Source organism: Streptomyces sp. NPDC043427 (genome assembly GCF_056436655.1).
This window is the reverse complement of record NZ_JBWKCC010000038.1, coordinates 73,615-100,409: the sequence shown is the minus strand read 5'-3', so window position 1 is coordinate 100,409 and position 26,795 is coordinate 73,615. Positions and strand designations below refer to the sequence as shown.

The 26,795-nt window shown below is 69.4% G+C and carries 23 protein-coding genes and 5 pseudogenes; 9 read left to right on the top strand and 19 right to left on the bottom strand.

The genetic code is table 11. From position 1 onward, the window contains the following. Positions 1–56: 56 nt before the first annotated feature. Together AC067M_RS40360 and AC067M_RS40355 are read right to left on the bottom strand one after the other, a co-directional pair. Positions 57–1,195 (bottom strand): annotated as a pseudogene (locus AC067M_RS40360) (IS701 family transposase); the annotation flags it as partial. 288 nt (positions 1,196–1,483) lie between these two features. Continuing rightward, positions 1,484–2,140 (bottom strand): TetR/AcrR family transcriptional regulator, encoded by a 657-nt coding sequence (locus AC067M_RS40355; RefSeq protein WP_478701982.1) that lies wholly within the window; start codon positions 2,138–2,140, stop codon positions 1,484–1,486. Between the two features lie 115 nt (positions 2,141–2,255). Here AC067M_RS40355 and AC067M_RS40350 point away from each other — a divergent pair, with 115 nt between their 5' ends. Next, entirely contained in the window at positions 2,256–3,284 is a 1,029-nt protein-coding gene (locus AC067M_RS40350; protein ID WP_478701989.1) for a hypothetical protein, read from the top strand. Positions 3,285–3,929: 645 nt separating this feature from the next. Here AC067M_RS40350 and AC067M_RS40345 read toward each other — a convergent pair. Then, the gene (locus tag AC067M_RS40345) at positions 3,930–4,247 is read right to left on the bottom strand and encodes a DUF6355 family natural product biosynthesis protein (protein ID WP_478701981.1); all 318 of its coding nucleotides are present in this window, start codon (positions 4,245–4,247) and stop codon (positions 3,930–3,932) included. 388 nt (positions 4,248–4,635) lie between these two features. Here AC067M_RS40345 and AC067M_RS40340 point away from each other — a divergent pair. Further along, positions 4,636–5,093, top strand: a pseudogene (locus AC067M_RS40340) (transposase). Between the two features lie 88 nt (positions 5,094–5,181). On the opposite strand, the gene AC067M_RS40335 reads toward AC067M_RS40340, so the two are convergent. The 8 genes from AC067M_RS40335 to AC067M_RS40300 all read right to left on the bottom strand — a co-directional run bounded on the left by AC067M_RS40335 (position 5,182) and on the right by AC067M_RS40300 (position 11,715). Next, positions 5,182–6,117, bottom strand: a complete 936-nt coding sequence (locus tag AC067M_RS40335) for an AraC-like ligand-binding domain-containing protein (RefSeq protein ID WP_478701980.1) — start codon at positions 6,115–6,117, stop codon at positions 5,182–5,184. A gap of 281 nt (positions 6,118–6,398) precedes the next feature. Next, complete coding sequence (locus AC067M_RS40330) at positions 6,399–6,764, bottom strand: hypothetical protein (RefSeq protein WP_478701979.1); 366 nt, start codon at positions 6,762–6,764, stop codon at positions 6,399–6,401. Between the two features lie 68 nt (positions 6,765–6,832). After that, the gene (locus tag AC067M_RS40325) at positions 6,833–7,171 is read right to left on the bottom strand and encodes a hypothetical protein (RefSeq protein ID WP_478701978.1); all 339 of its coding nucleotides are present in this window, start codon (positions 7,169–7,171) and stop codon (positions 6,833–6,835) included. 341 nt (positions 7,172–7,512) lie between these two features. Then, entirely contained in the window at positions 7,513–7,704 is a 192-nt protein-coding gene (locus AC067M_RS40320; protein ID WP_478701977.1) for a hypothetical protein, read from the bottom strand. Further along, positions 7,701–7,931: a hypothetical protein gene (locus AC067M_RS40315; RefSeq protein WP_478701976.1), complete on the bottom strand. Its 231-nt coding sequence runs from the start codon at positions 7,929–7,931 to the stop codon at positions 7,701–7,703. The genes AC067M_RS40320 and AC067M_RS40315 overlap by 4 nt, the downstream gene beginning before the upstream one ends. A gap of 66 nt (positions 7,932–7,997) precedes the next feature. Further along, positions 7,998–8,381, bottom strand: a complete 384-nt coding sequence (locus AC067M_RS40310; protein WP_478701975.1) for a helix-turn-helix transcriptional regulator — start codon at positions 8,379–8,381, stop codon at positions 7,998–8,000. 680 nt (positions 8,382–9,061) lie between these two features. Beyond that, positions 9,062–9,502, bottom strand: coding sequence for a DUF6417 family protein (locus tag AC067M_RS40305; RefSeq protein WP_478701988.1), 441 nt, complete (start codon positions 9,500–9,502; stop codon positions 9,062–9,064). Between the two features lie 452 nt (positions 9,503–9,954). Beyond that, positions 9,955–11,715 (bottom strand): S8 family peptidase, encoded by a 1,761-nt coding sequence (locus AC067M_RS40300; RefSeq protein ID WP_478701974.1) that lies wholly within the window; start codon positions 11,713–11,715, stop codon positions 9,955–9,957. Positions 11,716–12,483: 768 nt separating this feature from the next. Between AC067M_RS40300 and AC067M_RS40295 the strand changes: the two are divergent. Both AC067M_RS40295 and AC067M_RS40290 read left to right on the top strand, forming a co-directional pair. After that, a pseudogene (locus AC067M_RS40295) lies at positions 12,484–12,693 on the top strand (hypothetical protein); the annotation flags it as partial. 44 nt (positions 12,694–12,737) lie between these two features. After that, complete coding sequence (locus tag AC067M_RS40290; protein WP_478701973.1) at positions 12,738–13,340, top strand: DinB family protein; 603 nt, start codon at positions 12,738–12,740, stop codon at positions 13,338–13,340. Between the two features lie 115 nt (positions 13,341–13,455). Here the strand turns inward: AC067M_RS40290 and AC067M_RS40285 are convergent, their stop codons facing one another. Further along, a complete protein-coding gene (locus AC067M_RS40285) occupies positions 13,456–13,899 on the bottom strand; it encodes an HIT family protein (RefSeq protein WP_478701972.1) in 444 nt (147 codons plus the stop codon). Between the two features lie 439 nt (positions 13,900–14,338). On the opposite strand from AC067M_RS40285, the pseudogene AC067M_RS40280 reads away from it, so the two are divergent. Continuing rightward, positions 14,339–15,244, top strand: a pseudogene (locus tag AC067M_RS40280) (IS701 family transposase); the annotation flags it as partial. Between the two features lie 138 nt (positions 15,245–15,382). Here the strand turns inward: AC067M_RS40280 and AC067M_RS40275 are convergent. Further along, positions 15,383–16,273, bottom strand: coding sequence for an SDR family oxidoreductase (locus AC067M_RS40275; protein ID WP_393628503.1), 891 nt, complete (start codon positions 16,271–16,273; stop codon positions 15,383–15,385). A gap of 292 nt (positions 16,274–16,565) precedes the next feature. Here AC067M_RS40275 and AC067M_RS40270 point away from each other — a divergent pair. Beyond that, a pseudogene (locus tag AC067M_RS40270) lies at positions 16,566–16,949 on the top strand (Sir2 family NAD-dependent protein deacetylase); the annotation flags it as partial. A gap of 190 nt (positions 16,950–17,139) precedes the next feature. Beyond that, entirely contained in the window at positions 17,140–17,277 is a 138-nt protein-coding gene (locus AC067M_RS40265) for a hypothetical protein (RefSeq protein WP_478701993.1), read from the top strand. A 682-nt stretch (positions 17,278–17,959) separates the two neighbouring features. Here AC067M_RS40265 and AC067M_RS40260 read toward each other — a convergent pair. The 3 genes from AC067M_RS40260 to AC067M_RS40250 form a co-directional block, all read right to left on the bottom strand. Continuing rightward, positions 17,960–19,156: an NAD(P)/FAD-dependent oxidoreductase gene (locus AC067M_RS40260; protein ID WP_478701971.1), complete on the bottom strand. Its 1,197-nt coding sequence runs from the start codon at positions 19,154–19,156 to the stop codon at positions 17,960–17,962. After that, positions 19,153–21,174, bottom strand: a complete 2,022-nt coding sequence (locus AC067M_RS40255; RefSeq protein WP_478701970.1) for a LodA/GoxA family CTQ-dependent oxidase — start codon at positions 21,172–21,174, stop codon at positions 19,153–19,155. The genes AC067M_RS40260 and AC067M_RS40255 overlap by 4 nt, the downstream gene beginning before the upstream one ends. Positions 21,175–21,400: 226 nt before the next feature. Beyond that, the gene (locus AC067M_RS40250) at positions 21,401–21,604 is read right to left on the bottom strand and encodes a hypothetical protein (protein ID WP_478701969.1); all 204 of its coding nucleotides are present in this window, start codon (positions 21,602–21,604) and stop codon (positions 21,401–21,403) included. A 305-nt stretch (positions 21,605–21,909) separates the two neighbouring features. Between AC067M_RS40250 and AC067M_RS40245 the strand changes: the two genes are divergently transcribed. Beyond that, complete coding sequence (locus AC067M_RS40245) at positions 21,910–22,632, top strand: IS6 family transposase (RefSeq protein WP_478701968.1); 723 nt, start codon at positions 21,910–21,912, stop codon at positions 22,630–22,632. Between the two features lie 390 nt (positions 22,633–23,022). Continuing rightward, entirely contained in the window at positions 23,023–23,592 is a 570-nt protein-coding gene (locus tag AC067M_RS40240) for a DUF4232 domain-containing protein (protein WP_478701967.1), read from the top strand. 258 nt (positions 23,593–23,850) lie between these two features. Here the strand turns inward: AC067M_RS40240 and AC067M_RS40235 are convergent, their stop codons facing one another. Genes AC067M_RS40235 through AC067M_RS40225 form a run of 3 tightly spaced genes read right to left on the bottom strand, consistent with a single transcriptional unit; the run spans position 23,851 to position 26,637 of the window. Beyond that, positions 23,851–24,684 (bottom strand): hypothetical protein, encoded by an 834-nt coding sequence (locus AC067M_RS40235; RefSeq protein ID WP_478701966.1) that lies wholly within the window; start codon positions 24,682–24,684, stop codon positions 23,851–23,853. Further along, positions 24,665–25,573 (bottom strand): aldo/keto reductase, encoded by a 909-nt coding sequence (locus tag AC067M_RS40230; RefSeq protein WP_478701965.1) that lies wholly within the window; start codon positions 25,571–25,573, stop codon positions 24,665–24,667. Before AC067M_RS40230 ends, AC067M_RS40235 begins: the two co-directional genes overlap by 20 nt. Then, the gene (locus AC067M_RS40225; RefSeq protein WP_478701964.1) at positions 25,570–26,637 is read right to left on the bottom strand and encodes a JmjC domain-containing protein; all 1,068 of its coding nucleotides are present in this window, start codon (positions 26,635–26,637) and stop codon (positions 25,570–25,572) included. The genes AC067M_RS40230 and AC067M_RS40225 overlap by 4 nt, the downstream gene beginning before the upstream one ends. Between the last annotated feature and the right edge of the window lie 158 nt (positions 26,638–26,795).

The window sequence follows — 26,795 nt, the reverse complement described above, 5'->3', positions numbered from 1 at the left end:
CGCGAAATGATCAGTGCCGCGCAAGTGGTCACATGAACCCCATGGCCCACGAATGGATCCGTTTCTGCTTTCTCCTTGTCCAGCTCACGGGCGCGCAGGACGGTCAGGCAGGCGTGGGCGGCCATGGCCAGGGTCATGTGGCGGTGCCAGCCGGGGTAGCGGCGGACCTGGTAGTCGTCCAGGCCGCATTCCTGCTTAGCGGCCTGAAAGCACTCCTCGATCGCCCACCGGCGCCCGGCAACGCTCACGAGCCGGTCGACGCCGGTGCCCACCGGGGCATAACCGAGGTAGTAGGCGATCTCATCGGGTCTGCTGATACTGCGCCGGGCCAGTGCCCAGCGGTGATGCGTGGGCCGCTCGCCGTCGAAGTCCTCGATCACCGGGAGCTGGACGGCAGCCCAGTGATAGACACGCAGGCCTTTGGCGCCGTCGCCGCACGAGTGCTTCTCCCATGCCTCGTGCGGTGCCTGCGTGAAGAGGTGGTCGATACGGCCAAAGCGCGGTATCTGCTGGGACTTCGGGACGGCGAGCACGTAGCCGACGGCGGTTTCTTCCAGCGTCCGGCGAAAGCGCCATTCCTGGCCGTAGGCGGCATCCGCGGTCACCCAGGCGATCGGCAGCGGCGAGGCGAGGCGCGCAGCACCATGGCCCTGGCAAGTTCTGGTTTGGTAGCGAAGGTCCTCTCATCGGGGATCTTGGCGGCGCGGCAGCGTTCGCGGTCGTCGGTCCAGGACTTGGGCAGATACAGCTCGCGGTCCACCAGGGCGCGTCCGCGGGTGGTGGCGTAGGCGGCGAAGACGCCGATCTGGCAGTTCTCGGTGCGGCCGGCGGTGCCGGAGTACTGGCGCTGCGCGTCCGCGGAGGTGGTGCCTTTCTTGACGAAGCCGGTGTCGTCGAGGATGAGGACCCCGTCGGCTTCGCCGAGTTGTTCGGCGACGTATGTCTGCAGGTCGTCGCGGACGTCGTCGGCGTTCCAGGTGGCTCCGTTCAGGAGCCGTTGCAGGCCGTCGGGGGTGCGGTGGCCTGCGTGTTCGGCCAGTTGCCAGCCGTTTTTGCGGCCGACCGGGCCGAGCAGGGCGCGGACGTAGTCGCGCACGCGGCGTCGTAGGTCTGCGCGGCCGAAGCGGTGGCCGATGCGCAGGAAGAGGTCGTCGAGTTCACGGTCCCAGGTCGCGTCGGCAAGGTCGTCGATCACGCGGGGCGGCTGCCCTCATCACAGCTCGGACAGTTCTCGATGCCACTCGTTGGAGGGGCGGTCCGGCAAGACCGCCCCTGACAGGCCATCCGCCAACTACACTCCCAGCGATGCCTCTGACCAGGCCAGATAGCGAAACGCTGCTGGAGTACTAGTACTCCAGTCGTAGATCGCGACCTGACGCGGCGGCATCTACGTTTGATCGGCTGACGAGAATGATGACGGCCGGGTGCATCGGCATGTTCCGGATCTAGAGTTTGTTCAGCGGATGCCCCAGTTGGGTCGACTTCACGGCTGGGTGCGTCGCTCGGCGGCATCGAACGCGGGCGCGAGCGGGGCCAGTGCCGCGCGGAGCTGGTCGGGCAGTGAGCCGGAGGGCACGACCAGTCCTCCGGTGCCGAAGCTCCCGGCGGCCTCTGCGTTCCCGGCCGGCCGAAGCCAACCTTCCAACGCGATGCGAACCGCCGCGGCCACGCTTGCCGCGAGAACGCGGGCTGTGTGTGCTCCGGCGTCACCTAGGCGTTCGGCGATCACTGGCGTGAGAGGGGGCTCGATGTCGGCGGTGGTATCGAGGAACGCGTCGCGCAGCGCGGTCCAGGTGGTGATCAGCAGCAGCGCCTCGCGTTCGCGCTCACCGGTGTTCGTGTACTGCTCGACCACTGCTTCGGTGACGGCGTCAGCCAGGCGCACTCCTGCGGGCCGGGCCGCGACCGCCGCCGCGATCCGCGCCTCCCGGTCCGCGGTAACAGCGGAGACGATCGCCTGCTCGCGGCTGGCGAAGTAGTTGTTGTAGGTGCGCGGCGAGACCCCGGCCGCCTCAGCGATGTCCTCGACCCGCACCTGGTCCGGCCCGCGCTCCACGGCCAGGCGCAGGGCCGCCTCGCGCAGCGCCTCGCGCGTCGCCTGCTTCTTCCGCTCCCGCAGCCTTGATGGTGGTGTCGTCACGGTGTCAGCGTTCCACACAGACTGCGTGCACGCAAACTTGCGCGCACGCATTTTTACTGTCAGCCTCGCCCCGACCGGGACCGACAGAGAGGCCGTCACCATGCGAGCAAGAGGAATGACCTACGACACCGGATTCGTCGTGCACGGCCAGATATCCCGCGAGCACTTCGACCCCGCGGTGGTTCGGCGCGAGCTCGCCATCATCCGCGACGACCTGCACTGCAACGCGATCCAGATCATCGGCGGCGACCCGGACCGACTGGAGCTGGCCGCCGGTGCCGCCGCCGAGCTCGGCCTGGAGGTCTGGTTCTCGCCCTATCCGCTGGAGCTGGATCCGGAGCAGATCCTCACGCTCTTCCGCGACTGCGCCGAGCGAGCGGAACGGCTCCGGCAGCAGGGGGCCACAGTCGTGTTCGTCGCAGGGGTCGAGCTGAGCGTGATGAACCGCGGGTTCCTGCCCGGAGAGAGCCCCGAGGAGCGGGTCGAGCAGCTGATGAGCCAACCCGAGCGGCGCGCCGAAGCGATGCGCGAGCTCGGCGTGCGCATCAACGCATTCCTCCGCGACGCCGTAGCCACGGTCCGCGAGTGGTTCCAGGGCAAGCTTACCTATGCATCCATCCAGTTCGAGCAGGTCGACTGGACTCCCTTCGACGTTGTGACGTTCGAGCTGATCCGCTCCGCCGAGGTCGCCGACCGGTTCCGGGACGCGGTGCGCACCCTGGCCCAAGGCCCGAAACCGCTCGCCATCACCGGGTTCGGCACCGCGGCCTACCGCGGCGCGGGAGACCGCGGTGGGCGGGTGCTGGAAGTGGTCGAGCACGACCCGGAGACCAAGGCCCCTGTACGGCTGAACGGTATGTACGAGCGTGACGAGGCCGGCCAGGCCGCATATCTGAGCGAACTGTTGGAGATCTTCGAGACCGAGGGCGTGGACAGCGCGTTCGTGTTCTTGTTCGCCTTGCCTGGCTACCCGCACCGCCCGGATGGCGACCCCAGGGACGATCTGGACCGGGCCGGGCTGGGCATCGTCAAACTCCTCGAAGGGTGCCGGGGGCAGACCTACCCGGACATGGAGTGGGAACCCAAGGCCGCCTTCGCGGCAGTGGCGCAGAGGTATCGGGGTGATAGGCGCCGTGCGAGGTGACCGCGGCTCGGGATCTGCACTGTGGCGCAGTGCAGATCCCGAGCAAATGGAAGCGGTATTCGCCGAGCTCGCCGCAGACCTCGCGCCGGTCTACCGCCGCCGCGACCTGCGGGCCAACGGGGTGTTGTACCTGCGCGGGTTACTGATGCCGGGCGTTGCGGGCAACTGCTGGTCGATCGCTGAGGCAGTCGGCCTGGACCGGCCGTATCGCCTGCACCACCTGCTTGAACGCGCCTGCTGGGAGGAGGACGCCGCGAGAGACGTGGTGCGCGCGTTCCTGGCCCGCCACCTCGGCGCCGGCGCCACGCCTCACGCTGGCACGGCACTCGACCAGACCTCTCCCCCGACGACGTCCCGCAGATCGCACCGCCGTGAGCTTCCAAACCGCAATCTCCCCGCGCCTCGCTCGGATGGCTCCGAGCATGGAGCAGGCGCCGTCCTCGTCGACCAGGGCCGAAGGCGCGGCGCCTGCACGAGGCGGTTGCGTCGATCATCTCACGATGGTTTCACCAGCGGCCGCCCCGCTTCGGCGGGCGGCCCGGGGGTAACGGACCGCTCCGCGCCCACTGGGCATCGGTCAACGGCACACCCGGACCAACGACCGGCTGATCCAAACGAAACCGCCCAGCAGCGCTGGGTCGGGGCTCAGCAGGTCCTGCCGACGTACCAGGCGCCCAGGAAGTCAGGCCAGCTGCCCAGGAAGTGGTCGCCCGGCGTCACACACTTCTCGTAGTCGCGGATGCCGCCGATGTTGAGCCGGTCGACGAAGATGACGACGTTGCCAGTACCGCAGTGGTTGTAGTACGCCTTGCTCAGGGACGTGTACCAGCCGCAGGGGGAGGCCGCCACCGCCGGGCTCGCCTCCTTGACGGGGGCCGCCGACGCGGTCTGCACACCCATCGCGGTCGCGGCCAAGGTCAGGGCCGCCGCAGCCGTCAGTGTCGCCCTGTAGTTGCGTCGCATGTGTCTTCCCTCCAAGTAAGCAGGGTCCCGGTGCCGGCTACCACCGAGGCGCCCATCGCAATGCCCCGGGCCGGCGGCGTCTCCGGGCGCCCCGTTCTCCGTTGAACAGCGATTCCAGCAACTGACGTGCTGTCAGACGTCATTGCATTTGGCGAGTCTGCGGTAGCAGAAGGAGACTGCAGACTCAGGTTGTGCATCGCTTGTAATGACCGTAGGCGCAAGGCGCATCCCAAGAGCACCAATGTGCGCACCGCGACTCACCAGTTCGTGCACAGTGCACAACGCGGCAGTAAGGTTCCCGCGCATAGGGGGATCCGGGCATTCTCCTTGTACGCAAGGGGCGTTGAGGGCTGAGCCGCTGTGGGTGGAGACGTTCACAGGGTTGCGGATGGACCAGTTCGAGCGGTTGCTGAGGGTGGTGCGGGAGCGGGGCGGGGAACGCTCCCGGTGGCGGTCGGCAGTGGTGTCTGCCGTTGACGGTTCGGGGGCCATCATCGATGCCGACAGTCGCCAGGTCGTCGCATCGGCCCGGTCGGCGCCTGGGAACAAGGCCGACGCCCACGTGTGGCGCGAGTGAGATCTGCCCGCGAAGGCTGACGGCCCGACCGTGATCGCCGACGGCGCCTACCTGGCACGGGTTTTATGGTCCCGCACCTCAGACGCGCCGGTCGGCCCCTCCCTCGCGGCCAAGAGGAGGACAAGGCCGAGCACCGGCGCGTCCGAGCCCGCGTCGAGCACACCTTCGCCCGGATGAAGAACTGGAAGATCCTCCGCGACCGCCGCCAGAAAGGAGACGGCCTACACCATGCCGTCGCCACCCTGCACAACCTCGCCCTCGCCGGGTGAAACAGCAGGTCATCCACCGCTGAGCCATGCGGACAGCCGCACTTCTGCAACACGCTGCAACGGCAAGATGACTCGTCGGAAACTGCCATCAGCCGTCAGATTGACCTTGCCCGCAACGTAGGTCGTTGACGGTTTCGCCGAACTCGCGCTTCAGGGCTCTGCCGAGGTGTTTGGTGTCGTGTACTCCCCATCGTGCTGCGATCGTGGCTGTCGAGATGCCCGCGGAGGTGGGGTCGAGGAGGTCCCGCCGAATGCGTAGCAGACGTTCATGCCGGACCCAGGCGGCGAAGGTCAGGTCGCTTCCTTTGAAGAGCGCGTGGAGGTGCCGGATTGAGATGTGGTGCCGGCGCGCGACTCCTTCTGCACTGAGGTGGGGGTCGCCAAGATGGGCCAGTGCATAGGCGCGGATGCGGTCGACGAGGTCGCTGGCGACGGAAGCGCGTTCAGGGGTGGTGTCGGCGAAAGCGGCCAGGAGCAGTGCGGTGAGCGCGTCGGCCAGATACGTACGTGCCACAGCCTGACGAGGGAGGCCCTCGTCGATGCCGGACAAGGCATGGTTGAAGAGTCTGCCGATCCCGTCCTGAGGCGACAGGGGGAGCGCCGTGCGCCGGCATATGGAGTTGGCGTGCCTGCCGAGACTTGTCCGGGGAACGCAGAGCACGGTCATGTCAATGAGGTCGGCGCCGATGAGCCGGTAGGGCCGGGTGTTGTCACAGGCGAACAGTTCACCCGGTTTCACCGTCGTGGTGCGGTCATCCTGGGTCGCGCTGAGCGGACCGTGATGGTGCAGATTGAAGTGCACCCACTCCACGTCGCCGGAGGTGATACTGCGGCCGTCCCGCATCACCGTTGCAGCGGTGGCCTGGATACGAGCGACGACCAAGGGCCCGATGTCTGTCTGGTCAACCACGGCTTCGAACGCTGACGGGCATGGATCAATAACCCGCAACGGGGCGAATAATGCCGAGGCAAGAGCCTCGAACGACTCGGCTCCTCTTAATCGAGAACTCTTGCGGTCGGTCATGCCGGTGTACCTCCAGCCCCCGGTTCTGTCTGGCACCGGAAATACTGCGTCATGATGAGGGCCTTGCCGCAATCCCCCCGGTGCGCTATACGTTGAGAGTGGCAAGGAGTGAGCGACACCTCCTTGCCTCTGTCATTTCCCTTTGCGCCAGGCACAAATGAGGGCGCCGCGTGCGCACAGGCGGACCAGATGCCCGAGCTCGCTGCACAGCGGGCCCTCGGTTTCGCGGGGCGGTCTTGCGGGCGGCGATCCGGTTCAGTAGGGATTGGGGGGTGAGTCGGTCAGCAGGACGGGATCCCGGGCGCCGGGTCGGCGCCCACGTTCACGTTGCCGCCCCATATCCACACGTTCATGAGCTCGTAGCCGCCGACGACGCCGCGGTACCAGACGCTGGTGGTGTATCCGCCCACGGTGACTTCTTGGCCACCGAGCCAGCAATCGATGCTGGCCCGGGTCACCTTCGTCGTGGTGCCAACGAGATCGGCTCGGGTGGAAGGGCCGCTACGCAGGTTGCTGTTCGCCTGCACGGTCGTCGCGTAGGGGGAACCCGAGGGCACGGCCTCGGCGGTCCCGGCGGTGCCGAGCAGGGAGACGGCCACGCCGAGCACGAGCCCGGCCGCCGCGGTCGACACACTTCGCTTGGTCATGGATGTAATCCTCGGTCCGGTTCGGAATCAGCAGGAGTCGATGCCGGGCGCCGGGTCGGCGCCCACGTTCACGTTGCCGCCCCACATCCACACGTTGCTGTAGAGGTGGCCGATGTCGTAGTCGATGACGGTGCCGAAGTACCAGACGTCGTGGTGTATCCGCCCGCGGTGACGCGCTGACCGCGGGTGTAGCACTCGACGCCGGCCTCGGTCACCTTCGTCGTGGTGCCCCAGATCCGGCTGCTGGTGGTGGGGGAGTCACGCAGATTGCTGTTGGCCTGCACGGTCGTCGCGTAGCCGTTGGTGCCGGAGGGCGCGGCCTCGGCGGCCCCGGCAGTGCCGAGCAGGGAGAGAGCCGCGCCGAGCGCGAGCCCTGTCGCCGACAGCCTGGTGGATTGCTTCGCCATTGTTTTCCCTCTGTCATGAACCCTTGCTGCTCGGCTCTACGACGGAAGGGGCGGTGCGTCCGTATGACCGTGTTGCAGGCCACCCTCACGGATTTTTCCTGTCAGAACGTGCGGTCGCTGACGTGCGCCCTGGCGGGCCTGAACCAGCTGTGGAATCGCCCGCGAGAGCCTGACGACGAGGCGTAAGCATCGTCGCGTCGAGGGGAGGTTGGGCATGTCTGCGACGGCTTGGTGGAGGCCGTAGCCGCGCTGTCGACAGCCCCAAGGATCTTGTAGTACTTCATGCGGGCGCAGGCATGCTCGATCCGTACTCGGCCCCGGCGATGCTGCGCGTTGTCGGTTCAGCGGGCGGCTGGGGGCAGCGCGCGCTCGAGGAACTCGAGCCGTACCTGGCGTGGCAGTGTGCTGTCGAGGCCCAGGGCAGTGCGGATGGATTCTGCACTGACGTCGCGCGGGATGGCGACACGACGTTCCGCGTCTCCGATGATCTCGCCGATGAGGTGGTGCGCTGTGCGGGGGTGATGTCTGATCACCCAGTCCAGCATTTTGGCCACCGGTGTCGTGATCCCGTAGAAGGTCGTCGGCCCATATCGCCCAGCGACTCGTCGAGTTCCTTGCCGCTGGCGAGTTCGTCGAGGACGGCGTGGCGGACGGTGGCAGCCAGGTCGTGGGCGTTGACGATGCTGTCGGTGTCGGCTGCCACGCTGAAGGCGAGCTCATCCGCGACCTCGTGGACGGCTCTTTCGGTGCGGAAACGCAAGGCCCATCGCTTGCGCCGGTCGGGCCGCTCCCACAGTGCGCCGATGAATCGGCGGGTCAGCTGCTGTCACAGTTCGGCCAGGCCGATCGGCAGCTCATCGTCGTCGGCGCTGAGCCTGGCAGCGGCGCTTTCTGGGGAGCGGTCGCGTCCTTCCGCCCAGTCCAGGGCTACGGAACGTGCCCAGAGGTTGCGGCCGTTGCCGATTGCTTGTGGCGGTGGCACGTCTCGCTGGTTGCGCGCGATGTACGCGCGCAGGGTGGAGGCGGCAATGTTGCCGAGCTGCGCCATCTCGGGCACGCCGATGAGCTGGTCAGCGGCGAGTTCGGGTGCGGACAGGCGCACGACGCACTGTGAGAGCGAGCGTGCGTCTGCGGGCCGGCGGGAGGCCCACAGGGCTAGGTGATCGTTCCACGGGTCGGGTAGCGGCGCGTTGAGGTCGATGTTGGCCACCTTCAGCAGACGCCCGCCGTCGGGGTGGGCGTTGTCGTCGAGCAGGTCGGCCGCGGTAATCTTCTGGAGCCACCGCCGCCGGCCTCGTTCCTGCCGTCTCCTCCGTGGGCAGGGCGGGGGCCCGCTGTGACAGGGCGGCGTATGAAGTCGCGGGCCCGACCGTCTCCTGGGCCAGCCGCGCCTCCGGCCCCGCTTGTTTGGCGAGCTGCCGCAACCGAGCCATGCCGGCTCCACTCTGCAGTTCCCCCGAAGACGGCTTCACCGCTCCGACCGGCAGCACGTATGACTCGACCTGGAGGTCAGCCGGCTCCTTGACGCTTGCCGGGACGGTGCGGCCGCCGAAAGGACAGCGACGGCCGTCATAACCGTCAGCGAGTGTCTGCCGACACGTCTCAGCCAAGTCTGATGCACTTGACCTGCAACACATGGCTGAAATCGCCATGCAGGGGACGTCAGTGGCCCCTGTCGGCGCATGGGCAGCTGTCGCAAGCCGTGCCCTCCCTGCCGCGCCGCAGCCGTCGCTGTTCCAGCCGTACGAGAACACGCTCGGCATCAAGCGCTCCGCACCGTCCGCCCAGCATGCGGGGTGTACTGAGCCGCCGGTCTCCCCCATCCAGGTGCTTGCCGACCGGAAGGTCGCCGCCGAACTGACCCGCACCGATGCGGTGCGGCGCGGCAGGTCAGTTCTCGCCCGGGATGCGGGCAGCGATCTCCCGTGCGAACCGGTCCGCCTGCGGCGATACGGGACCGCCCTCCTGGGCGATCACGAGCAGCAGGCCGAGGAGGTCGTGCGCTTCTTCCAACGTGAGCAGCGCGAGCCGCTCGGCGTTCTGCTCCATCGGGGCAAACTCCACCGGAAGGGAGCCTCGGGTTCCTGGCGCGGGCCCAGCCGTGGGCGTGCATGGTCTCGCTCTCCCAGTCCTCGAACAGCTGGGGAGCGCCGCCTTCGGGGCGCGGTCGGCATCGCGGTGCCAGCGGATGAAAACACGGGCTGCGGGGGGCGAAACCGTGCGCGGAACTCGGTGCCCCGCCTCCCTCGCATTCGGCCTCCCTGCTGGTGGGCGTCCTGGGCGGAGTGTTTGCGTCGTGCCTGTCGCGGCACTGGAGTCCTCCTGAACCATGGGTGAGAGGAAGATGCGGCGCGCAGGTTCACTCGCGGCCGCCCAGCAGGAGTCGGTGCGCAAGGCGTAGGCCTCCCGCCGTGAGGCCGCCTCCGCGGTCCGGGCCGGGACGGCGGCTCGCCGCTCGAGCCGGCCAGCACTCCTCGGGGCCGTGGCGCGCGCAACCGCGGCCCCGCTGATCGTACGGGCAGCGGGGACACGGACCTGCAGCTCCTCAGGGAGGTGCACGGTGAGCTGGACACCGGCTCCAGGCCATCCGCGGCCTTCGTGGACGCCTCCGGCACGGTGGCCCCGACCGCGGCGTACACCGCAGCCGGGGCCCATATGCCCTCTGCCGCCCAGTAGTTCGCAGCCCTGGCCGAACAGACCGCAGCCCGCCTTGTCCTCGGCCGCGGGCGGGGAGCTGTCGCCGGCGCTTTGCGTGCTGTACGCGGGCGTTGCCCGGCCCTGCGCTAGAAGGTCAGGTTCCAGGCGTCGATCTTGCCTGTGTCGGAGGCGGCGTTGTCGTTGACGCGCAGCTTCCAGGTGCCGTTCGCGACCTCCGAGGAGGCGTTCACGGTGTAGGTCTGGGCGATGTTGTCGGCGCTGCCGCCGGCGTGGTCGTGCAGCGTGTAGACGGTTCCGTCGGGCGCCACCAGGTCGACCTTCAGGTCACCGATGTAGGTGTGCTTGATGTCCACGCCCACCTTGAGGGTGGCCGGGGCGTTGCCGGTCACACCGGTTACGGCGATCGGGCTCTCCACGGTCGCGTTGTCGTTGATGGCGAGGTCCGCGAGGTTCTCGAAGTACTTGCCGGGCGGCGGGGTGGTTCCGACGGCCTTGAGGGCGTCGACCTGTCCTTCGCCGAAGAACGAGTTGTTGGCCGTCGTGCCCGTGCAGCGGCTGTCCGAGGGGCAGGCGATGTCGTTGGCCTGGGCGGCCAGCTTGGCGCGGAGCTGCGCCGGGGTGATGCCCGGGTTGGCGCTGGCGATGAGTGCCGCCACGCCGGCCACGTGGGGGGTGGCCATCGAGGTGCCGCTCTTGCTGCCGTAGCCGCCGCCGGGGACGGTGGAGTACACGTTGCTGCCCGGTGCCGCGACGTCGATGACGCCCTGACCGTAGTTGGAGAACGAGGCCTTGGTGACGCCCGTGCCGTTGGCAGCGACCGTGACCACGCCCGGCAGCTCGGTCGGGATGTCGAGGCAGGCGTTGGTGATGGTGCGGGTGACCGGCGTCGAGTCGTTCGGGCTCGCGGAGTCGGTCGTCTTGTGGGCGAGGTCGTAGTTCTCGTTGCCCGCGGCGGCGATCTGGAGGGAGCCCTTGCTCTCGGCGTACTCCTGGGCGCGCTTGACGCCCTCGATGATGGCGGCCTGGTCGATGTTGTCCGGGCAGTTGAACTGCCAAGGGTCGGTGTAATAGCTGTTGTTGGTGACCTTGAAGCCGTGGTCACCGGCCCAGACGAAGCCGCAGATGGTGTTCTCGGCGAAGAAGAATGAGTTGCCCGGCTCGGCGACCCGGACCGCGGCGATCTTCACCCCGGGTGCCACGCCGACGACGCCCTTGCCGTTCTTGGCCGCGGCGATGGTGCCCGCTACGTGGGTGCCGTGCGTGTCGACGTCCCGCCAGGCGCCGGCCCGGGTGTCGGGCTTGCCGTAGGCGCAGGAGACCGAGTCGGCCGCGTCGAAGTTGGGCGCCAGGTCCTGGTGCTGGTCGTCCACACCGGTGTCCAGGATGCCGACCTTGACGGCGGCGGAGCCTGGGTTCACGGCCCAGGCCTGGTCGGCCTTGATCTGGCTCATGTCGGCCCGGACCGGTTCTCCGGCCGGGGTGGAGGCCTGGGGCGGATTGGCAGGGAGTGCCGGGGTGTAGGCGTCGGCCGGGACGTCCGAGGTGCGCGTGGCGCCGACCTGCTGCACGCCGGCGACGCCGCGCATGGTGGCGGCGAATCCGCTGGACGCCGAGTGCGCGACGATCACGCCGATGGCGTCGAAGCTGGAGAAGACGGTGCCGCCGTTGGCCGTGATCGCGGAGCGGACCGCCGAACTGTCACCGGGGGCGGTGATCACGAGGTAGGCACGCGTGCCTGCCACCCAGGTCGCACTCTGGGAAGCCGGCACGGCAGCCGGAGCGTGGGTTTTGGCGGCCGGCGCGGTGGAGGGGACGACGGGGAGCGTGCCCGCGAGGGCGCCCGGGGCGCCGAACGCGAGGGCTGCGCCGAGCGTGGTCGCCAGCACCAGCGTGCGTCTAGGTCGGCTGGATATGTGGGGTATCAATGCGTCCTCCGGAGACGGCCCGGCCGTGCTGAGGGCATCGGCCGGGCCGTACGAAACGAGTGGTGGATGCAAAATGTCAGGTGCATGCCCCTGTCCGGAAGTACCTTTCCGTCCAGGGACGCTATAGAGGCATGGCTGAAAAGAGACGCACTCCGGGCATCGGGAGGTCGGGATCCACCGGGAGCTCGGCGACGTCGACCGGGCACCGGCGTACGCCGCCGGCCTGGTGCCGGCCGTGCTGCAGCGCCGGACCCGCGCGGCGACCGACAGCGCCCGCGCCCTGGTGGCCGTCGGCGACGTGCCGACCACGTCCGTCCAGCTGCAACTCGTGGAGCGGACCGCGCCGCAGCCTCATCTGCTGGCGACGTCTCAACAGGCCCAGATCGGGAGGGTTCAGAAGAGGAGCGGTTCGGCGTCCAGTGACTCCGTGTATCCCAGGGCCCACCGCCCGGGGACGGTCTCGCAGATCGCCTCCAGGTCGGCCGTTGTACGGCCGACCTCCACCGCCGAACAGTGCCTCGCTCAGTACGAGCTCGACGCAGGCCAGGGACACCCGGTTCATGAACGGCACCCAGCCGGGCCTCGCTTGGACGAGCACCGGCGGATCGTTGATCCACGAGGACGGATTGGTACGGCTGGAGTTCTCCGTCGCTCCTCCCTCGGCCTGGGACCACACGCTGGTCGCTCGTTGCCGGAACCATTTCCGGCTTTTCGGCCTTCGAAAGGACCGGCTTCGTCGTGCTGCCCCGCCGCTGGGTCGTCGAGAGGTCGCTCGCCTGGATGATGCACGCCCGCCGCCACGCCAGGGACTACGAACGGCTCATCCAGCACTTCGAGACCCTGATCACCTGGGCAGCCATCACCCTCGCGACCAGACGCCTCGCCCGAAGAGGCGCCACTCCCAGCTGGCCGAGGAAGGCCGCACCAGCCAGCGGCTGACCACCACTTGAGTGCACTAGCCGCACATGACAGGCTCGTAGCCCGTGATCGATGACTTCGCGAAAGAGTATCTGCACAACGATCTGCGAGAGATTCGCAAGGCGATGCTCTGGAAGCTCAACGGGCTGAGCGAGTACGACGTCCGCCGCCCCATGACTTCGACTGGTACCAACCTTCTTGGCTTGGTCAAGCACCTGTCGCTCTGGGAGTCCAGGTACTTCGGCGAGGTCTTCGACCGACCGTTCCCCGAACACCTGCCCCGGTGGGACGACGCCGAGGAGCGTGGCGCCGACATGTGGGCCACTGAGCAGGAGACACGCGAGCAGATCACCGACCGCTATCGTCGCGTATGGGAGCACTCAGACGCGACGATCAACGCCCTCGCCATTGACTCCCCCGGCTACGTGCCCTGGTGGCCACGCCCCAACGTGAAGCTGTTCAACATCCTGGTCCACACGCTCGCTGAGACCAGCCGGCACGCCGGACACGCCGACATCCTGCGCGAACACCTCGACGGCTCGACAGGGACAGCGGCCGAATACACGACCCCGAACCACGACGCGGCCTTCTGGGAAGCGCAACGGGCAGAGATCGAGCGAGCCGCCAAAGCAGCAGCCGATGCCAGGTCTGACGGCATTGGCCGCTGACGATCCTCTGCCCCTCAGCCCGGACAGCTCCTGGAATCAACCCTTGAGCCGCAACGCCGCACCTTCAGAACACGCACTGCCCCACGTGAGACTGTGTCCCGGAGAGCGATGGTCGTCAGTACGGGCTGGCGTCGAGGGCAGCGAGGCCGCCACGCACGGCAGTAGCCGTCTTGTCGAGCTGGTCTCGCTCCTGCACACGCCAGTCAGCATCAATGCGGAACGGGTCACCTGCGAAGCGGGGGAAGACATGCAGGTGAACGTGGAAAACTTCCTGGAAGGCTGCTTCGCCGTCCGCAAGGAACAAGTTGACGCCCTCGCATCGCAAGCTTGACCGGCGCAGTGCGCGTCCGAGCTGATGCGCCACTTTCCGGACCTGGACGCCGGCGTCCTCCTGGAGATCCTCCAGTCCCACCGCGTGCGCCTTGGGGATGACCAGCAAGTGGCCTGGAGTGACAGGCTGGACATCCATGAAGGCGATCACCGAGTCATCTTCGTGAACGATGCCGGCGTCCGCCTGACCTCTCACTATCGCACAGAAGATGCATCCGTCGTCCGTCACAGCATGCCCCCCTCAAGGCGCCAACTACCCCGCGCCGCTCACAACCTCAGAAGCGGCACACAGGCGCGAGCGAATTTCCCCCAAATGGACTCGCTCAGCAGCTGCGAGCCTGGCCGCCGCGTCGGCCAAACCAGCCCTGTGCTGAACGGATCAACGTGACAATGAACGCGCATGTCCCGCCTACCACGGTGTGGACGGCACCCGACCCGACTACGACACCAGCACTGCGAAGGCGACATCGCAATTGGGACTGTGACCCTGTCCTTCGCAAGGCGCTGCTCCAGCCGGGCTCACTCTCGACCAGACAGATCCCCCGCTCGTACCGCGCCCGGCATGATCCGCTGAAGAGACCGCCACACGACCAACTGGACCCGCCCTAGTACTCCAGCAGCGGTTCGTGTCCTGAGCTGGCGGTTGTCGTTGTCCTGACATGGAGGGGATGACTGAAGTCGATTGCTGGGCCGCCGAGTTGGAGTCAGTATTCGAGCGGGTGGCGGGCCGGTTCGGTCGGGCGGATCTGCGGTGGCGGATGCGGGACTATGTCCGCGGTCTGCTGGGCCAAGCGGCAAGGAAGAACGGCTGGCAGCTTGCGGAATGGGCAGGCCACCGCACTCCGGACGGCTTCCAGCGGCTGTTGAACAGCAGCGTCTGGGATGAGGATGCCCTGCGTGACGATGTCCGTGCTTACGTCGGTGAACGTCTCGGGCCGGACGGAGTGCTGATCATCGACGACACCGGGTTCATCAAGAAAGGCACCACCTCGGCCGGGGTCGGCCGACAGTACACCGGCACCTCTGGAAAGATCGACAACTGCCAGATCGGAGTGTTCGCCGCCTACGCCACCAGATCGGGCCGGGCCCTGGTCGACCGGGACCTCTACCTGCCGAAAGCCTGGACATCCGACCGCGACCGCTGCAGGGCGGCGAAGATCCCTGACGAGCGGGGCTTTGCCACCAAGGGCGAACCGGCCCGGAACATCGTCCGTCGCTGCATCGCCGCCGGCCTGCCCGCCACCTGGGTCACCGCGGACGAGGCCTACGGGCAGGACTGGCACTTCCGCCGCACGCTCGAACAACTCGACCTCGGCTACGTGGTCGCGGTGCCCAAGTCCCAGCAGATCAAGTCCCTGGCCGGGATGTGGCGCATCGACCAGCTCATCAAGGACGCCCCTTCCGATGCCTGGCAGCGGCTGTCCTGCGGCGATGGCGCCAAGGGCCCGCGCGTCTACGACTGGGCCGCGGCCAAGCTTCCCGCCAATTTCATCTTCGACCCCGATCCGCCCACCCATCACCGATGGGTGATGGCCCGCCGCAGCCTGTCCGATCCCGGCGAACTCGCCTACTACCAACCTTCGGGTGATCGTGCTTGTCTGCGCGCCGGCCCCACCTACCGGCAGCGACTCGACACGCGGGGCGTGGCGACCCCTCGCCGCCAAGGAGGGACCACCTGCGGCGGAGGCATGGGGCGCGGCGTCGCGGTGGGGTCACGGCAGGGGGGTGCCGCCGGTCGCGTTGAGGATTTCGGCGGTGATGAAGCTCGCTTCCTGTGAGGCGAGGTAGACGTACGCGGGAGCCAGTTCGGCCGGCTGCGCCGGTCGGCCCAGCGGGCTCTGCTTCCCGAACTCCGCCGTGTCGGGCATTGTCGCCGGGATCAACGGCGTCCACACCGGGCCGGGTGCCACAGCGTTGACGCGGATGCCGCGCTCCGCCAGCATCTGCGCCAGTCCCTGCGTGAAGGTGACGATCGCGCCCTTGGTCATCGCGTAGTCCAGCAGGTGCGGGCTCGGCTTGTACGCCTGCACCGAGGTGGAGTTGATGACGCTGCCGCCCTCCGGGATGTGCGGCAGGGCGTGCTTGGTCAGCCAGAACATGCCGTAGAGGTTCGTTCGCATCACCCGGTCGAACTGCTCGGTCGAGATCGCCTCGATCCCGTCCGGCTGAGACATCTGGTACGCCGCGTTGTTCACCAGGACGTCGATGCGGCCGAACTCCTCGACCGCCCTGTCGACGAGCGCCCGGCACTCGTCCTCCTCGCGGATGTCGCAGGGGACGGCGATCGCCTTGCGTCCTGCGTCGTTCACCAGCCGGGTCGTCTCCGCCGCGTCGTCCGCCTCCTGCTCCAGGTGGGTGAACAGCACGTCGGCGCCCTCGCGGGCGAACGCCAGGGCCACGGCCCGGCCGATGCCGGAGTCGCCGCCAGTGATGACCGTCTTACGGCCATCCAGCCGGCCGGAGCCCCGGTAGGAGTCCTCGCCGTGGTCCGGCGGCGGGTCCATCGGGCCGGTCCACCCCGGATGCGGCTGGTCCTGCGAGGGGAAGCCGGGCCTGGGGTGCTGCGTCGTCGGATCCTGCTGTGCGTGCTGCTCGTCGCCCACGTAGGCCTCCCTTGTGATCGTGCGGTGTTCTGGATCACCGGGTTCCCACATTCACCGGGCGGAAGCCACCTCCCACCCGAACAGCCGGGTGGGGTGCGTGCAGGTGGGGGGTGAGTTACGGCGGGAGCCGGGGGTCTCGGTCTTTCGTACGCTGGCGGCATGCGCATGCGTCGAGGCGCTTGGGCACCGGCCGTGTGCTGGTGCCCAGCGGTGCGGGCATCTCCACGGAGTCGGGCATCCCCGACTGCCGGGGCGAGGGGTGGAAGTCGGGAGCCTGAGCCGACACACCCCGATGACGTACCAGGACTTCACGGCCAGTGCTCCGGCCCGGCGCCGCTACTGGGCGCGCAGTCACCTCGGCTTGTGCACTTTCGAGCGGGCTGGCCCCAACGCCGGGCACCGGGCCGTGGCCGGATTCGCGCGGCGCGGGCTGCTCACCTGTGTGATCACCCAGAATGTCGACGAACTGCACCAGGCCGCCGGGGCCGAGGGGGTCGTGGAACTTCACGGGAGTCTGGACCGGGTCGTCTGCCTGTCCTGCGGCGCCTCCAGCCCGCGCCGGGAACTCGCGCGGCGGCTGGAGGAGGCCAACACGGACTTCGCGCCGATGGGCGCCGGGATCACCCCGGACGGGACGCCGACCTCACCGACGACCAGGTCAGGGACTTCCGGGTGGTGTCCTGCGCCTCCTGCGGGCGGCGCCCTCAAACCGGACGTCGTGTTCTCCGGGAAGAGGCGCCGCGTCGGGTGTCGAGCACTGCGGCAAGCTTCTAGACGAGGCGGCTTCGCTGCTGGTCCTGGGTTCCTCGCTGACCGTGATGTCCGGGTTCCGCATCGACCGCGAGGCGGCCCTTGCGAGGAAACCGATGCTGATCGTGAACCTGGGTCCGACCCGCGGCTACCAGCACGCCGTCGCCCGGGTCGCGCTCCCGCTGGGCGAGGCCCTCACCGCCGTGGCCGAACGGCTGGACGCCCCCGTCGACGGCCGGGAACAGCGGGGGTGAGGAAGGGGCAGCGTGGCCGGAGAAAGGGCAGCATGGCCGGGGATGCGGGAAGCCGGTGAGACCCCTAAAGGCTGTCCGTAACTGTGGGTGAGGTCCCGTGTGCCCCAGCCTACCGTGACCGGGACCGCCGGGGTGAAGGCCCGCAGCCGGTAGGCGAGCGCCGCGCGCCGCGTCGGCTCGAAGCCGGGCGAGCGGGCCAGGTTGCGCAGCGCGCCTGCCGCCGTCTCCTGTGGGATCCGCCAGGGCCGGGCGACGAGCTGCCAGAACGCCACGGTACGCCCGATCGGGTGGCCGGCGATCCAGCCGGGAGGTTCGGCGCAGGCCCGCGCCATGGCACGGGCGACTCGAAGCGAACCAAGAGCGTGGGCGGCCTCGGCACGCGTCCACAACCCGATCGGGGACAGCGCGACGGCGCTGCCGACCGCGCGATACGTGCCAGCTCCAAGGCGACCGCCCCACCCAGGGAGTTCCCCACGACGGGCGGGCAGGTCAGGCCGCCGCCGGGTAGCCACTCCGCGACGGCGGCCGCCAGCGCCTCAACAGCGGCGAACGAGCGCGGCACCCCGACGACACCCGGGGTGCCGCGCTCGGTCGGCGCCGGCCGGAAGGCGCCGTCCAGCCGAGTGCCTTCGCTGCGGCACGGTCAAGCCGATCTCGGCGACGACTCGGGGCCGTTGCGTGTTCATGACGTGCTGGGCCCTTCCTGCGGTCGGCAGGACGAGTCCGGGAGGTCGGCCAGGCGCCGCGCCCAGAAGGAGCGGTCGGTCCAGCGGGCCTCCTGAGCGTGGATGACACGGTGGCCGCGCAGATACGCGCTCCGTGCGGCCGCGACCTTGTCCGCGTATGCGGCGAGGGCCGAGTCCGCGCCATAGGGGGCGCGACCCAGGCTGGTGTCGACGGCCAGGCCCGCGCCCAGCCCGGTGTAGAGAGCGGTCAGCACGCCCTGGGAGGAGAGCGGGTCGAACGCGACCGCCGCGTCCCCGGCGGCGGTCCAGCCGTCTCCGTACACCGTGTCCAGGTGCGCTGTGTGCGCGGCGGCCCGGCGGGGCGCGGCAGGTGACATGGGCGGGGGCCCGTCCCGGTGGATCCATCGGGACACGTGGCGGGTGGCCGTCATCCGTCGGCGGAAGTGGCGTGCGGTGTGGGAGGCGGAGGGCAGGTCGGCGTCGGTGAAGTAGGCGACCAGTCGCCCGCCGGAGGGCTGCGGGGCGGTGTACCACCAGCCGTCCTCGTCGGACTCGACGAGGGAACGGCGGTCGGTGTCCAGCGGGTCCGCCTCCAGGGGCACGTACAGAGCTGTGAGCCGGTCCCCGACCCGCCGCCGGGCCCCTGAGCGGACGGCGATCGCGGCGGCGCGGCCGGTGGCGTCGATCACCCAGCGGCAGCGCACCGTACGCTCGCCACCGGACCGGGTACCGGCAGGGCCGGTACCGCCGCGCAGGACCAGGGTCCAGCCGCCGTCCGGCGTCCGCGCGGTGTCGCGTACGGCCGAGCCCTCGGCGACCTCGGCCCCCGCCGCGCGCGAGGCGTCGCGCAGACGCCGGTCGAACAACCGCCGGTCGAGGTGCCAGCCATGACCGTGCGGGTCGTTGATGAAGTCCACGGCGTGCAGGTCGGCCGAACCCCACGCCGAGAGGCTGCCGTAGCAGGGCAGATGCCCCGAGTCGAGAACACGGTCGGCGACGCCGAGGTCGCCGAGCAGTACCCGCCCGGCGGGCACGAGCGTCTCGCCGACCTTGGGCGGCCCGGTGCCGGCGTCCGCCAGCAGAACCGTACGGCCGGCACGGGCGAGCACGAGCGCGGCGGCGCAGCCAGCCGGGCCGCCGCCCGCCACTACGACGTCGTAGGTGTCCGTGCCGGGAGCGAGTGCGGCGCTCACCGCGCGTCGCGGAAGGGGTCGAGTATCTCGAGATATCCGGCGGTGATCTCCTCCTCGCGGTAGCCGGTCGCCCGGGCGGCCTCGCCGATCACCCGTGCCGCGGAGGCGGCCTCGGCGGTTTCGGGGGAGAGCCTTCCCTCGGGCCGGATGCCCGCCGCCGCGGACAACACGTGCGGACCCGCCTCGGGCACGTGCAGGTTGACGAGGTTCGCCGTGTCCGGTGCCTGATCGAGCGGTTGTCCCGGGCGCGACTCCACCAGGATCCGTTCCGGGAACTTCCCGTCGCCCACTGTGTAGTCGCGCACCTCGACGATGCCGAGCTTGGGCCAGTCCTTGATCATCTGTGTGCGCTGCTGGTTCATGGTGCCGTTGAGGCCGCGCAGCCAGGTCGCCCGCCGCTCGAACGCCTCTTCCCGGGCGCTGTCGTCGCTCCCGGTCGACGGCGTGTTGACCTTCTCGAAGTCCTCCAGCTTGAGGACATGGTTGGGTACCTGGGCAGGCCAGAAGGTCGGCAGGTAAGGGCTGTACCGGGGCCCCAGGTTGGCCAGCACCTCATAGCCGGAGCGGCAGCTCGCGGTGTCCGCCTGCCAGGGGGCGGCCATCCAGCGAGTGAGGTCTCCGGGCCCCTGTGCGTGCAGGGGGCCGTTGGCGGCGACCGCCTCCTGCGGGGTGAGGGTGGGCCCGTAGTCGGGTTCCGCGGTGCCGGTGGCGCGGTGCCGGATGCGGAAGGGTTCACTGAACATGCTCGGGTGCCTGATCGGCCAGGTGACCTCGCACCCCGGGTGGAACGCGTCGGCGGCGCAGTTCTCCAGGGCCGCCCGGTCCAACAGCCCCGGCTGCTCGCCGACGGGGGCGTCGTCGACCGTGGGGCGCGGCTGCCGCAGGGGTCCGGCCCGGAAAGCCCCGTCCGCCCAGCGCTGCAGCATCCAGTCCTGGGTCGGCGACAGCACCAGGTGCTGACGCACGGACTTGGGCGTGCTGGCCATGGCGTCGCCGTAGATCCACGGCCACGGCAGCGGGGACTTTCCGTCCCGGTCGTAGTCGCGCAGGGCGGCGTACGTCTGGCGGCGCAGTTCCCGGTTCCGGTCGGACGGATCGGCGAGCCTCTTCCGCATGGCAGGCGAGAGGAAGAAGTGGGGGCCGTTCCAGCCGAACTGTGCCGCGAATCCCTGGTTGACCCACTGCAGATCGCAGAACCGGCGGAGGATCGGCTCGATGTGATCGGTGAACGAGATCTGCTGCGGGCGGGTCAGCGAACCGGCCTGGACGAAGACGTCGAAGAGCAGGTCGTGGAGGGTACGTATGGACTTCACGCCGGGGGCGTAGTGCGGAGGCCCGACCACGACCCAGGCCGGGGCGGCGGTCAGATCCTTGCCGTCGATACGGACCGTCGCGGTCACCGGGCCGTCGGACACGTCGTCGTACCAGGTGTTGTTGTTGGCGACCCCGGTGATCGGCTGGTTATTGTAGGAGGCGGAGTTTCCCCGGCCACCGAGCACCAGCAGGCGGCCGTCGGAACGGGTGGAGATCTCGCCGAGGTACACCGCCTTGCCCATGATCTTGCCGGTGTCGAACTTCTGCGTCTCGGTCTTCGAGCCGCGGACGGTGCGGCTTCCGGGGTCGTTGACCAGCTTCTTCCTCTCGGCGCCCACGACGTCGGCGTTGCGCAGAGCGTATTGCTCTGCCGCGAGCGTGTTGCCCTCGGGTATGTCCAGCGCCAGATGGAACTGGTACCAGGCGGCCTTCTTGTTGGCCAGATGCACCGTCCACTGGATCTCGGAGACACCCTCGGCGCCCGGCTTCAGCTCCCTCACCACCTCCCCCGCGGCGTTGTAGCCGTACACACGAAACCGTGCGGCCTGCCTGCGGAGCGCCCCGGAACCGTCCTTGTAGGAGCCGGGGTCCGTTGGCTTCTGGTCCGGTGATTCCGGGCCGATGAAGGGTGCTTCGACACTGTTGCCGACCCGGGCGACACCGATGGCGGGGTGAATCTTCACCTTCACGATCTGACTGTCCATCGAAGAACCTTCCGTTGGGGGCCGTCGAGATGCGGTCTCGAACGTAAGACGTGCAATTTGGCCCAGGGGTCACACCCCGACGGAGCTGATCGACGGCCGACCATCACTGACCTCCTACCAACTTCTGCCGCAGACACGCGAGTTCGCCCCGGCCGGAGGTGCGCGGAGGTGGCCCGCACCTGAGGAGTTCGACCGGCGGAACTCACCGGACGCGGTCTCGATCAGCTCACCGCGCCGGTGAGGACCCGGCGCGCACGCAAATGCCGTACCGCCCCGCCTCATCGACGGCCTCCTCGCCAAGACCCGCCTCGGGCTTCCGGCCGCCGTGACCTCGGCCATGGAGGTGCACCTGGTCGAGGAGAACGCCCTCGCGCGTCACGGCGAAAGCCGGCACGGTACGGCGGCGCACGCGTTCCGGAGGCTCGTCCACCGCGACAAGTCTGAGCTCACCCGTGACGTCCCGCAACAACAACCGCGGGCGAGGTGCGGGAAGGCTCCGCCGGCAGGGCTCCACCCGGCGCCAGTCCGTCACCGGTCCGGGGTCGGTGCGGTCCGCAGGGGTGACCCAGAAGGCTTGGCCCAGCGCTGTCAACTTGGCTGGACAGAAGGTGTATTGGGGTAGGCCGGACCCGGTCGGGGCATGCGCCGGGACCCGTCCTCAGGCCGTGGCCGGTAGGCTGGCGGTCTGGCGTTGTCAACTTGGCGGACGTGCCGGGTGCCTGCGACGATCCTCAAGTGGCCGTCGGGAGGGGCGTCGTGTCACCGTCGTACAAGGGGTACCGGTTCCCGGCGGAGATCGTCGCTCACTGCGTTTGGCTCCACCACCGCTTCTCACTCAGCTTCCGTGAGGTGGAGGAGCGGATGCTCGCCCGGGGTGTGACCGTCTCCTACGAGACGATCCGGCAGTGGTGCGTGAAGTTCGGCCCCGCCTATGCCCGCGAGCTGCGGCGACACCGGCCCCTGGCCGGGGACAAGTGGCATCTGGACGAGGTCTTCATCAAGGTCAACGGCGAGCGGCAGTACCTATGGCGGGCGGTCGACCAGGACGGCAACGTCCTGGACATCCTCGTCCAGAGCAAGCGGGACGCCCAGGCTGCCAAGCGATTTCTGACCAAGCTGATGAAGAAGCAGTGCCGAGTGCCGCGCGTGCTGGTCACCGACAAGCTCCGCAGCTACGGCGTCGCCCACCGTGAGCTGATGCGGTCGGTGGAGCACCGGCAGTCGAAGTATCTGAACAACCGGGCGGAGAACTCACACCAACCGACGCGGCAACGCGAACGCGCCATGAAGGGGTTCCGCTCGGCGGGCGGAGCCCAGCGCTTCCTGTCGGTCTTCAGCGCGATCTCACCGCACTTCCGGCCCCGCCGTCACCGTCTCACCGCTGCCAGCTACCGCGCTCAGATGACCACCCGCTTCACGACCTGGAACGAGATCGCCGGCCTACCGGCCACGGCCTGAGGACGGGTCCCGGCGCATGCCCCGACCGGCCCGGCCTACCCCAATACACCTTCTGTCCAGCCAAGTTGACAGCGCTCGTTTGCCATCGGACTTTGACGGACGCGAGTTTGTGTCATCGGATTTTGATCACCGCAGGTCAGCGACTCAGCGCACCTTCGGTGCGCGCTGGGGGCGTGGTAAAACCCGTGGCGCGCTGGAGGTGCTTCTGTCTGCCCTGACGGCCATCTGCACGGGTGCAGCCTGTCGTCACCGTTCCGTCACAAGTAGTCGCCGCACGGAACCCTGCCGCTCTCCCGCCCTGTCTGCACTCACGTACCACGACCACGCGTACCGCGGGGCAACAACCGACGACCGAAACCCGCGGACGAGACGACTCAGGGGGACGACAGCATGCGTCACAGCAACGGCATTCGCAGGGCGGCTCTGGCGACGACGGCGGTCACGGCCGTCGCGGCGGCGGTGACCGGCATCCTGCCCGGCACCGCCATGGCGGCGAGCACCACCACCTCCACCCCGCCGCCCGCCTGCCCGGCCTCCGCCCTCCAGGTCAGCGCCTGGCAGGCCGTCCACCGGCCCGTCGGGACCGGGACCGGGGCGGCGGTCGTGCAGTTCACCAACGTCTCCCGGAGGACGTGCGTCCTGAAGGGCCATCCGACGGTCGCGGGCGCTGGCAACGGCTCCCCCGCCCACAACACCCCGCTCAAGGTCACCCCCACCGGCAGGGCGGCCACCGTGACGGTCCTGCCGCACGGCAAGGCGTGGGTGAAGCTGACCTTCGTCCAGGTCCAGGGGGAGGCCGACGGCTACTGCGTGTCGGGCAAGGACCCGGTGACGTATCCGACGATGGTCATCGGGCTGCCGCACTCCGGGAAGCACCAGGTCGCCCTGAACGACGGGGTGTGGGCCGAGTGCGACAACAAGGTGACCGTCACCCCGGTCTCGGCGGTCAAGCCTTCCTGACCCCCCGTCCCCACAAATCGAGCAGCCTGCATGACGATCGCAAGGCTCTGAGCTACACGTTTACGAGGAACTGCACATAAGTGCGGGTCAGCGACTCAGCGCACCTTCGGTGCGCTGAGTCGCTGACCTGCGGTGATCAAACTCCGATGACACAAACTCGCGTCCGTCAAAGTCCGATGGCAAACGGTCAAGATCCAGTGGCACGGGACAGGTCGCACCCGGCGTGGTCGGCCTCATGGTCGGGGCGATCACGCGGGCTCAGCGGCGGCGGAGTTCCTCAGCCCAGTTCCGAAGCGGTCCTTCGAGGACCAGGTTGTCTCCGCGGGCCACGGTCTGGAGCAGCTGGGCGCACACGGTCGTTTCGGCGGCGAGGCCGGCCGAACTGCCCAGCACGGGGAAGGCGACGCGGACGCGGGCGGCAGTGTGCGGCTGGAGCAGCGAGTAGGCGTAGAGAGTGGCGGCGTCGAACCCCTCCGGAGCCATGCCCCATCCTTCCCAGTCCAGCAGGCGCAGTGGTTCGGTGAGGTTCGCCCAGTGCACATCCGCGTGGGCTGTTGTCCAGCAGGAGACGGCTGGGGCCGGGATGCCCACGAACTCGGGGATGGCCCGCTCCATGTACTGCTGCCGTACGGCGACGCGGCCGGTGTCGACGGCCGCCACTTTCTCCGGCGTCCCGGCGAGGTCGTTCCACCAGGAGCCCGGCAGATGGGCCTCGTGCTGGAGGATCGGGTCGTCGGACAGGACCGGGTCATCGACGCGGACCGACAGCTCCGCCCGGTAGGCGATGCCGTCGTCGACGGCATCGTGGACGGCCAGGAGGGCGGGCCGGTGGCCGTCGAGGTCGCCGAAGGCGTGCTGGCCATCGAGGGCGCCGTCCCACAACTTCCCCGACGCCTTGTCCTCCGGCGCGGACACCAGGCGCAGCCAGGCGGGCACGCCCGTAGCGGTGCGGGCTGGGGCACCCAGGGTGCGCCCGGCCCAACCCCAGAACTCCGCGCCCGGCTCCACCTGGACGGCCAGGGCCGTGGCGGCGCGGGCGTGGTGGGCGCGCATGCGCTGTTCGGTGTCCGGGTCAGGGGGAGGCGAGTACACCGGTGATCTCCCGCAACTTGGCGGCGGTCAGGGAGGGTTGGGCGACGGCTTCGGCCGCCTCCTTCCAGTGTGGCGCACCGGAGGCGGCGAGAAGGACGTTTGTCACTCCTGGGCATGACGCGACGGCGAGGATGCACGCCTGTGCGGGGGTCAGGCCCGGCCGGATGAGGACGGCGAGCTCCTGGTCGACCATGCCGGGGAGCTCCCCGCCGTGCAGCGGGGCCGACGCCATCACCCGCAGGCCCGCGTCCACGGCGGCCGGGAGCGGGCCGCGGCCGTGAAGGGCCTGCACGATCGGCGTCATCATCACCAGGCTGACCGGCAGCTGGACGGCGGCCAGGTGGTGCTGTCCGCCGGCCGCTTCGGCGGCCAGGGCGAGCAGCTCCCCTACCGTGAACGCCTCCTCCTCCAGGCCCGCCCACGTGGCGACGCCGTACCCGTCCACGTGCCCGGACGCCACGGCCTCCTCCAGGACGGCGAAGGCGTCCCGGATCGCGCGGTGCAGGGCGGGGCGGTCGCCGGGGTGGGCGCGCTCGGGGTTGTGCAGCAGGACCAGGTCCAGGCGGTCGCGCCCGAGCTGCTCGCGCTTGCGGCCGGTCTGCCAGCGCACGTAGGCGGGGGCGAGGCTGTGCCCGGCTGCGGCCTGGTCCTGGTTGAGGACACCGTCGTTCACGGCGTCGGTGCCGGTGGCCGTGGTGAAGTACCCCGTCTTGGTGGAGACGTTCAGCAACGGGTGGGCGGCCAGGGCCGGGGCCAGCAGGATCTGTGCGCGGCCGGTGGCGTAGTTGGGGGCCGTGTCGACCAACTGCGCGCCGGAGGTGGCCGCGCGGACGGCCGCCTCCGGGATCGCTCGGCACCGGTAGGTACCGAGGGCGAGTTGTGCGGTCACAGCAGGCTCCCCACCACGGCGGCCTGCCCGGCAACGAGCTCCTGGACCAGGGCGGCGACGTCCTCCAGGGCGAGGCCGGCCGTGTCGGCGAGCGTGGCCAGGTCCACGGTCCGGCCGTCGGCCAGCGGGCGCAGCACCGCTTCCGCCTCGGGCGCGAACTCGTACACGGTGCCGGCGGCGGACAGCGTCACCGTGTCCTCGCCGACGTCCAGCACCGCGCGGGCGGTCGTCAGCCGGACCCGCAGACCGCCGTCGACGGGGACGGTGTCGCTGTACGGCAGGCTCGGCACCATCCGGCCCACGGCCTGCCCGTCCATCGCCGCCCGGTAGCGGGCGAGCAGCGTCGGGTCGTCCAGCAGTTCGGCGAGCCGCTTGCGCATCCCGTCCACAGCGTCGGCCTGGACGTCCGGCGCGGCGAGCAGCGGCAGGTCGCGCCGCCAGTCCTCATGCGCGAGCAGCTGCTCGGACACCCACGCCATCAGCTCGGTCGCCGTGTGGGTCTGCAGGCCGCAGGTGACGTGCAGGGAGCGGGTGCCCTGGTCGGCGAAGACCGCGTGCCACACGCCGCGCGGCACGTACAGGACGTCGCCCGGCCACAGGACCAGGTCGGCGACCGGCTCGGTGGGCGCCTCGCCCGGGTCCTCGATGTCGCGGTAGAGCGGGTAGGGGCGGGTGGTGCCGTAGATCCTCCAGCGCTTCGCGCCGTCCAACTGGACGATGACGGTGTCGTGGTCGTCCCAGTGGATGCCGAAGCCCTCGGTGGCGCTCCATGAGGCGTAGATGTTCGCCTGCACGCGGGTGCGCAACTCACGCTCGATCGCTTCGCAGAGGCGGGCGATCGGCGGGTGGAGTTCGTCGACGCTGTCCAGGGCGAGGGTGGCGCCCTCCTTCAGGCGGGCGTGCAGTTCGGCCGGGTGGAGGCGGTGCCACACCGTGTGGCGACGGGTGGCCACCGGCGTGGTGTAGCCGCCGACCAGCAGCGTCTCGCCGTCGCGGGACAGCCGCATCCGGGGCGGCTCCACGCGGTGGGCTGCCAGGATCTGGTTGAGGTCGTCCCAGGTCATCAGTCCGGCGACATCGAGGGCGCCGGGTACGTGGCGGTGTTCGCGGTGCAGTGGGGGGGGGGGGGGGGGGCGCCCCCACCGCGGCCCGAGTGCCAAGAAGCGTTCCGCGCCCCGGGCGCCCCCCCCCGCGATTCTTTCCTTGCCCTTTTCTCTTTTTT

What these genes read in the sequence shown, in the direction of transcription:
- AC067M_RS40350 (WP_478701989.1), top strand. Translation starts at nt 2,256, where the DNA reads ATGACCTACGACACCGGATTCGTCGTGCACGGCCAGATATCCCGCGAG.
- AC067M_RS40345 (WP_478701981.1), bottom strand. Translation starts at nt 4,247, where the DNA reads ATGCGACGCAACTACAGGGCGACACTGACGGCTGCGGCGGCCCTGACC.
- AC067M_RS40335 (WP_478701980.1), bottom strand. Translation starts at nt 6,117, where the DNA reads ATGACCGACCGCAAGAGTTCTCGATTAAGAGGAGCCGAGTCGTTCGAG.
- AC067M_RS40330 (WP_478701979.1), bottom strand. Translation starts at nt 6,764, where the DNA reads ATGACCAAGCGAAGTGTGTCGACCGCGGCGGCCGGGCTCGTGCTCGGC.
- AC067M_RS40325 (WP_478701978.1), bottom strand. Translation starts at nt 7,171, where the DNA reads ATGGCGAAGCAATCCACCAGGCTGTCGGCGACAGGGCTCGCGCTCGGC.
- AC067M_RS40305 (WP_478701988.1), bottom strand. Translation starts at nt 9,502, where the DNA reads ATGGTTCAGGAGGACTCCAGTGCCGCGACAGGCACGACGCAAACACTC.
- AC067M_RS40265 (WP_478701993.1), top strand. Translation starts at nt 17,140, where the DNA reads ATGCTGATCGTGAACCTGGGTCCGACCCGCGGCTACCAGCACGCCGTC.
- AC067M_RS40255 (WP_478701970.1), bottom strand. Translation starts at nt 21,174, where the DNA reads ATGGACAGTCAGATCGTGAAGGTGAAGATTCACCCCGCCATCGGTGTC.
- AC067M_RS40240 (WP_478701967.1), top strand. Translation starts at nt 23,023, where the DNA reads ATGCGTCACAGCAACGGCATTCGCAGGGCGGCTCTGGCGACGACGGCG.
- AC067M_RS40225 (WP_478701964.1), bottom strand. Translation starts at nt 26,637, where the DNA reads ATGACCTGGGACGACCTCAACCAGATCCTGGCAGCCCACCGCGTGGAG.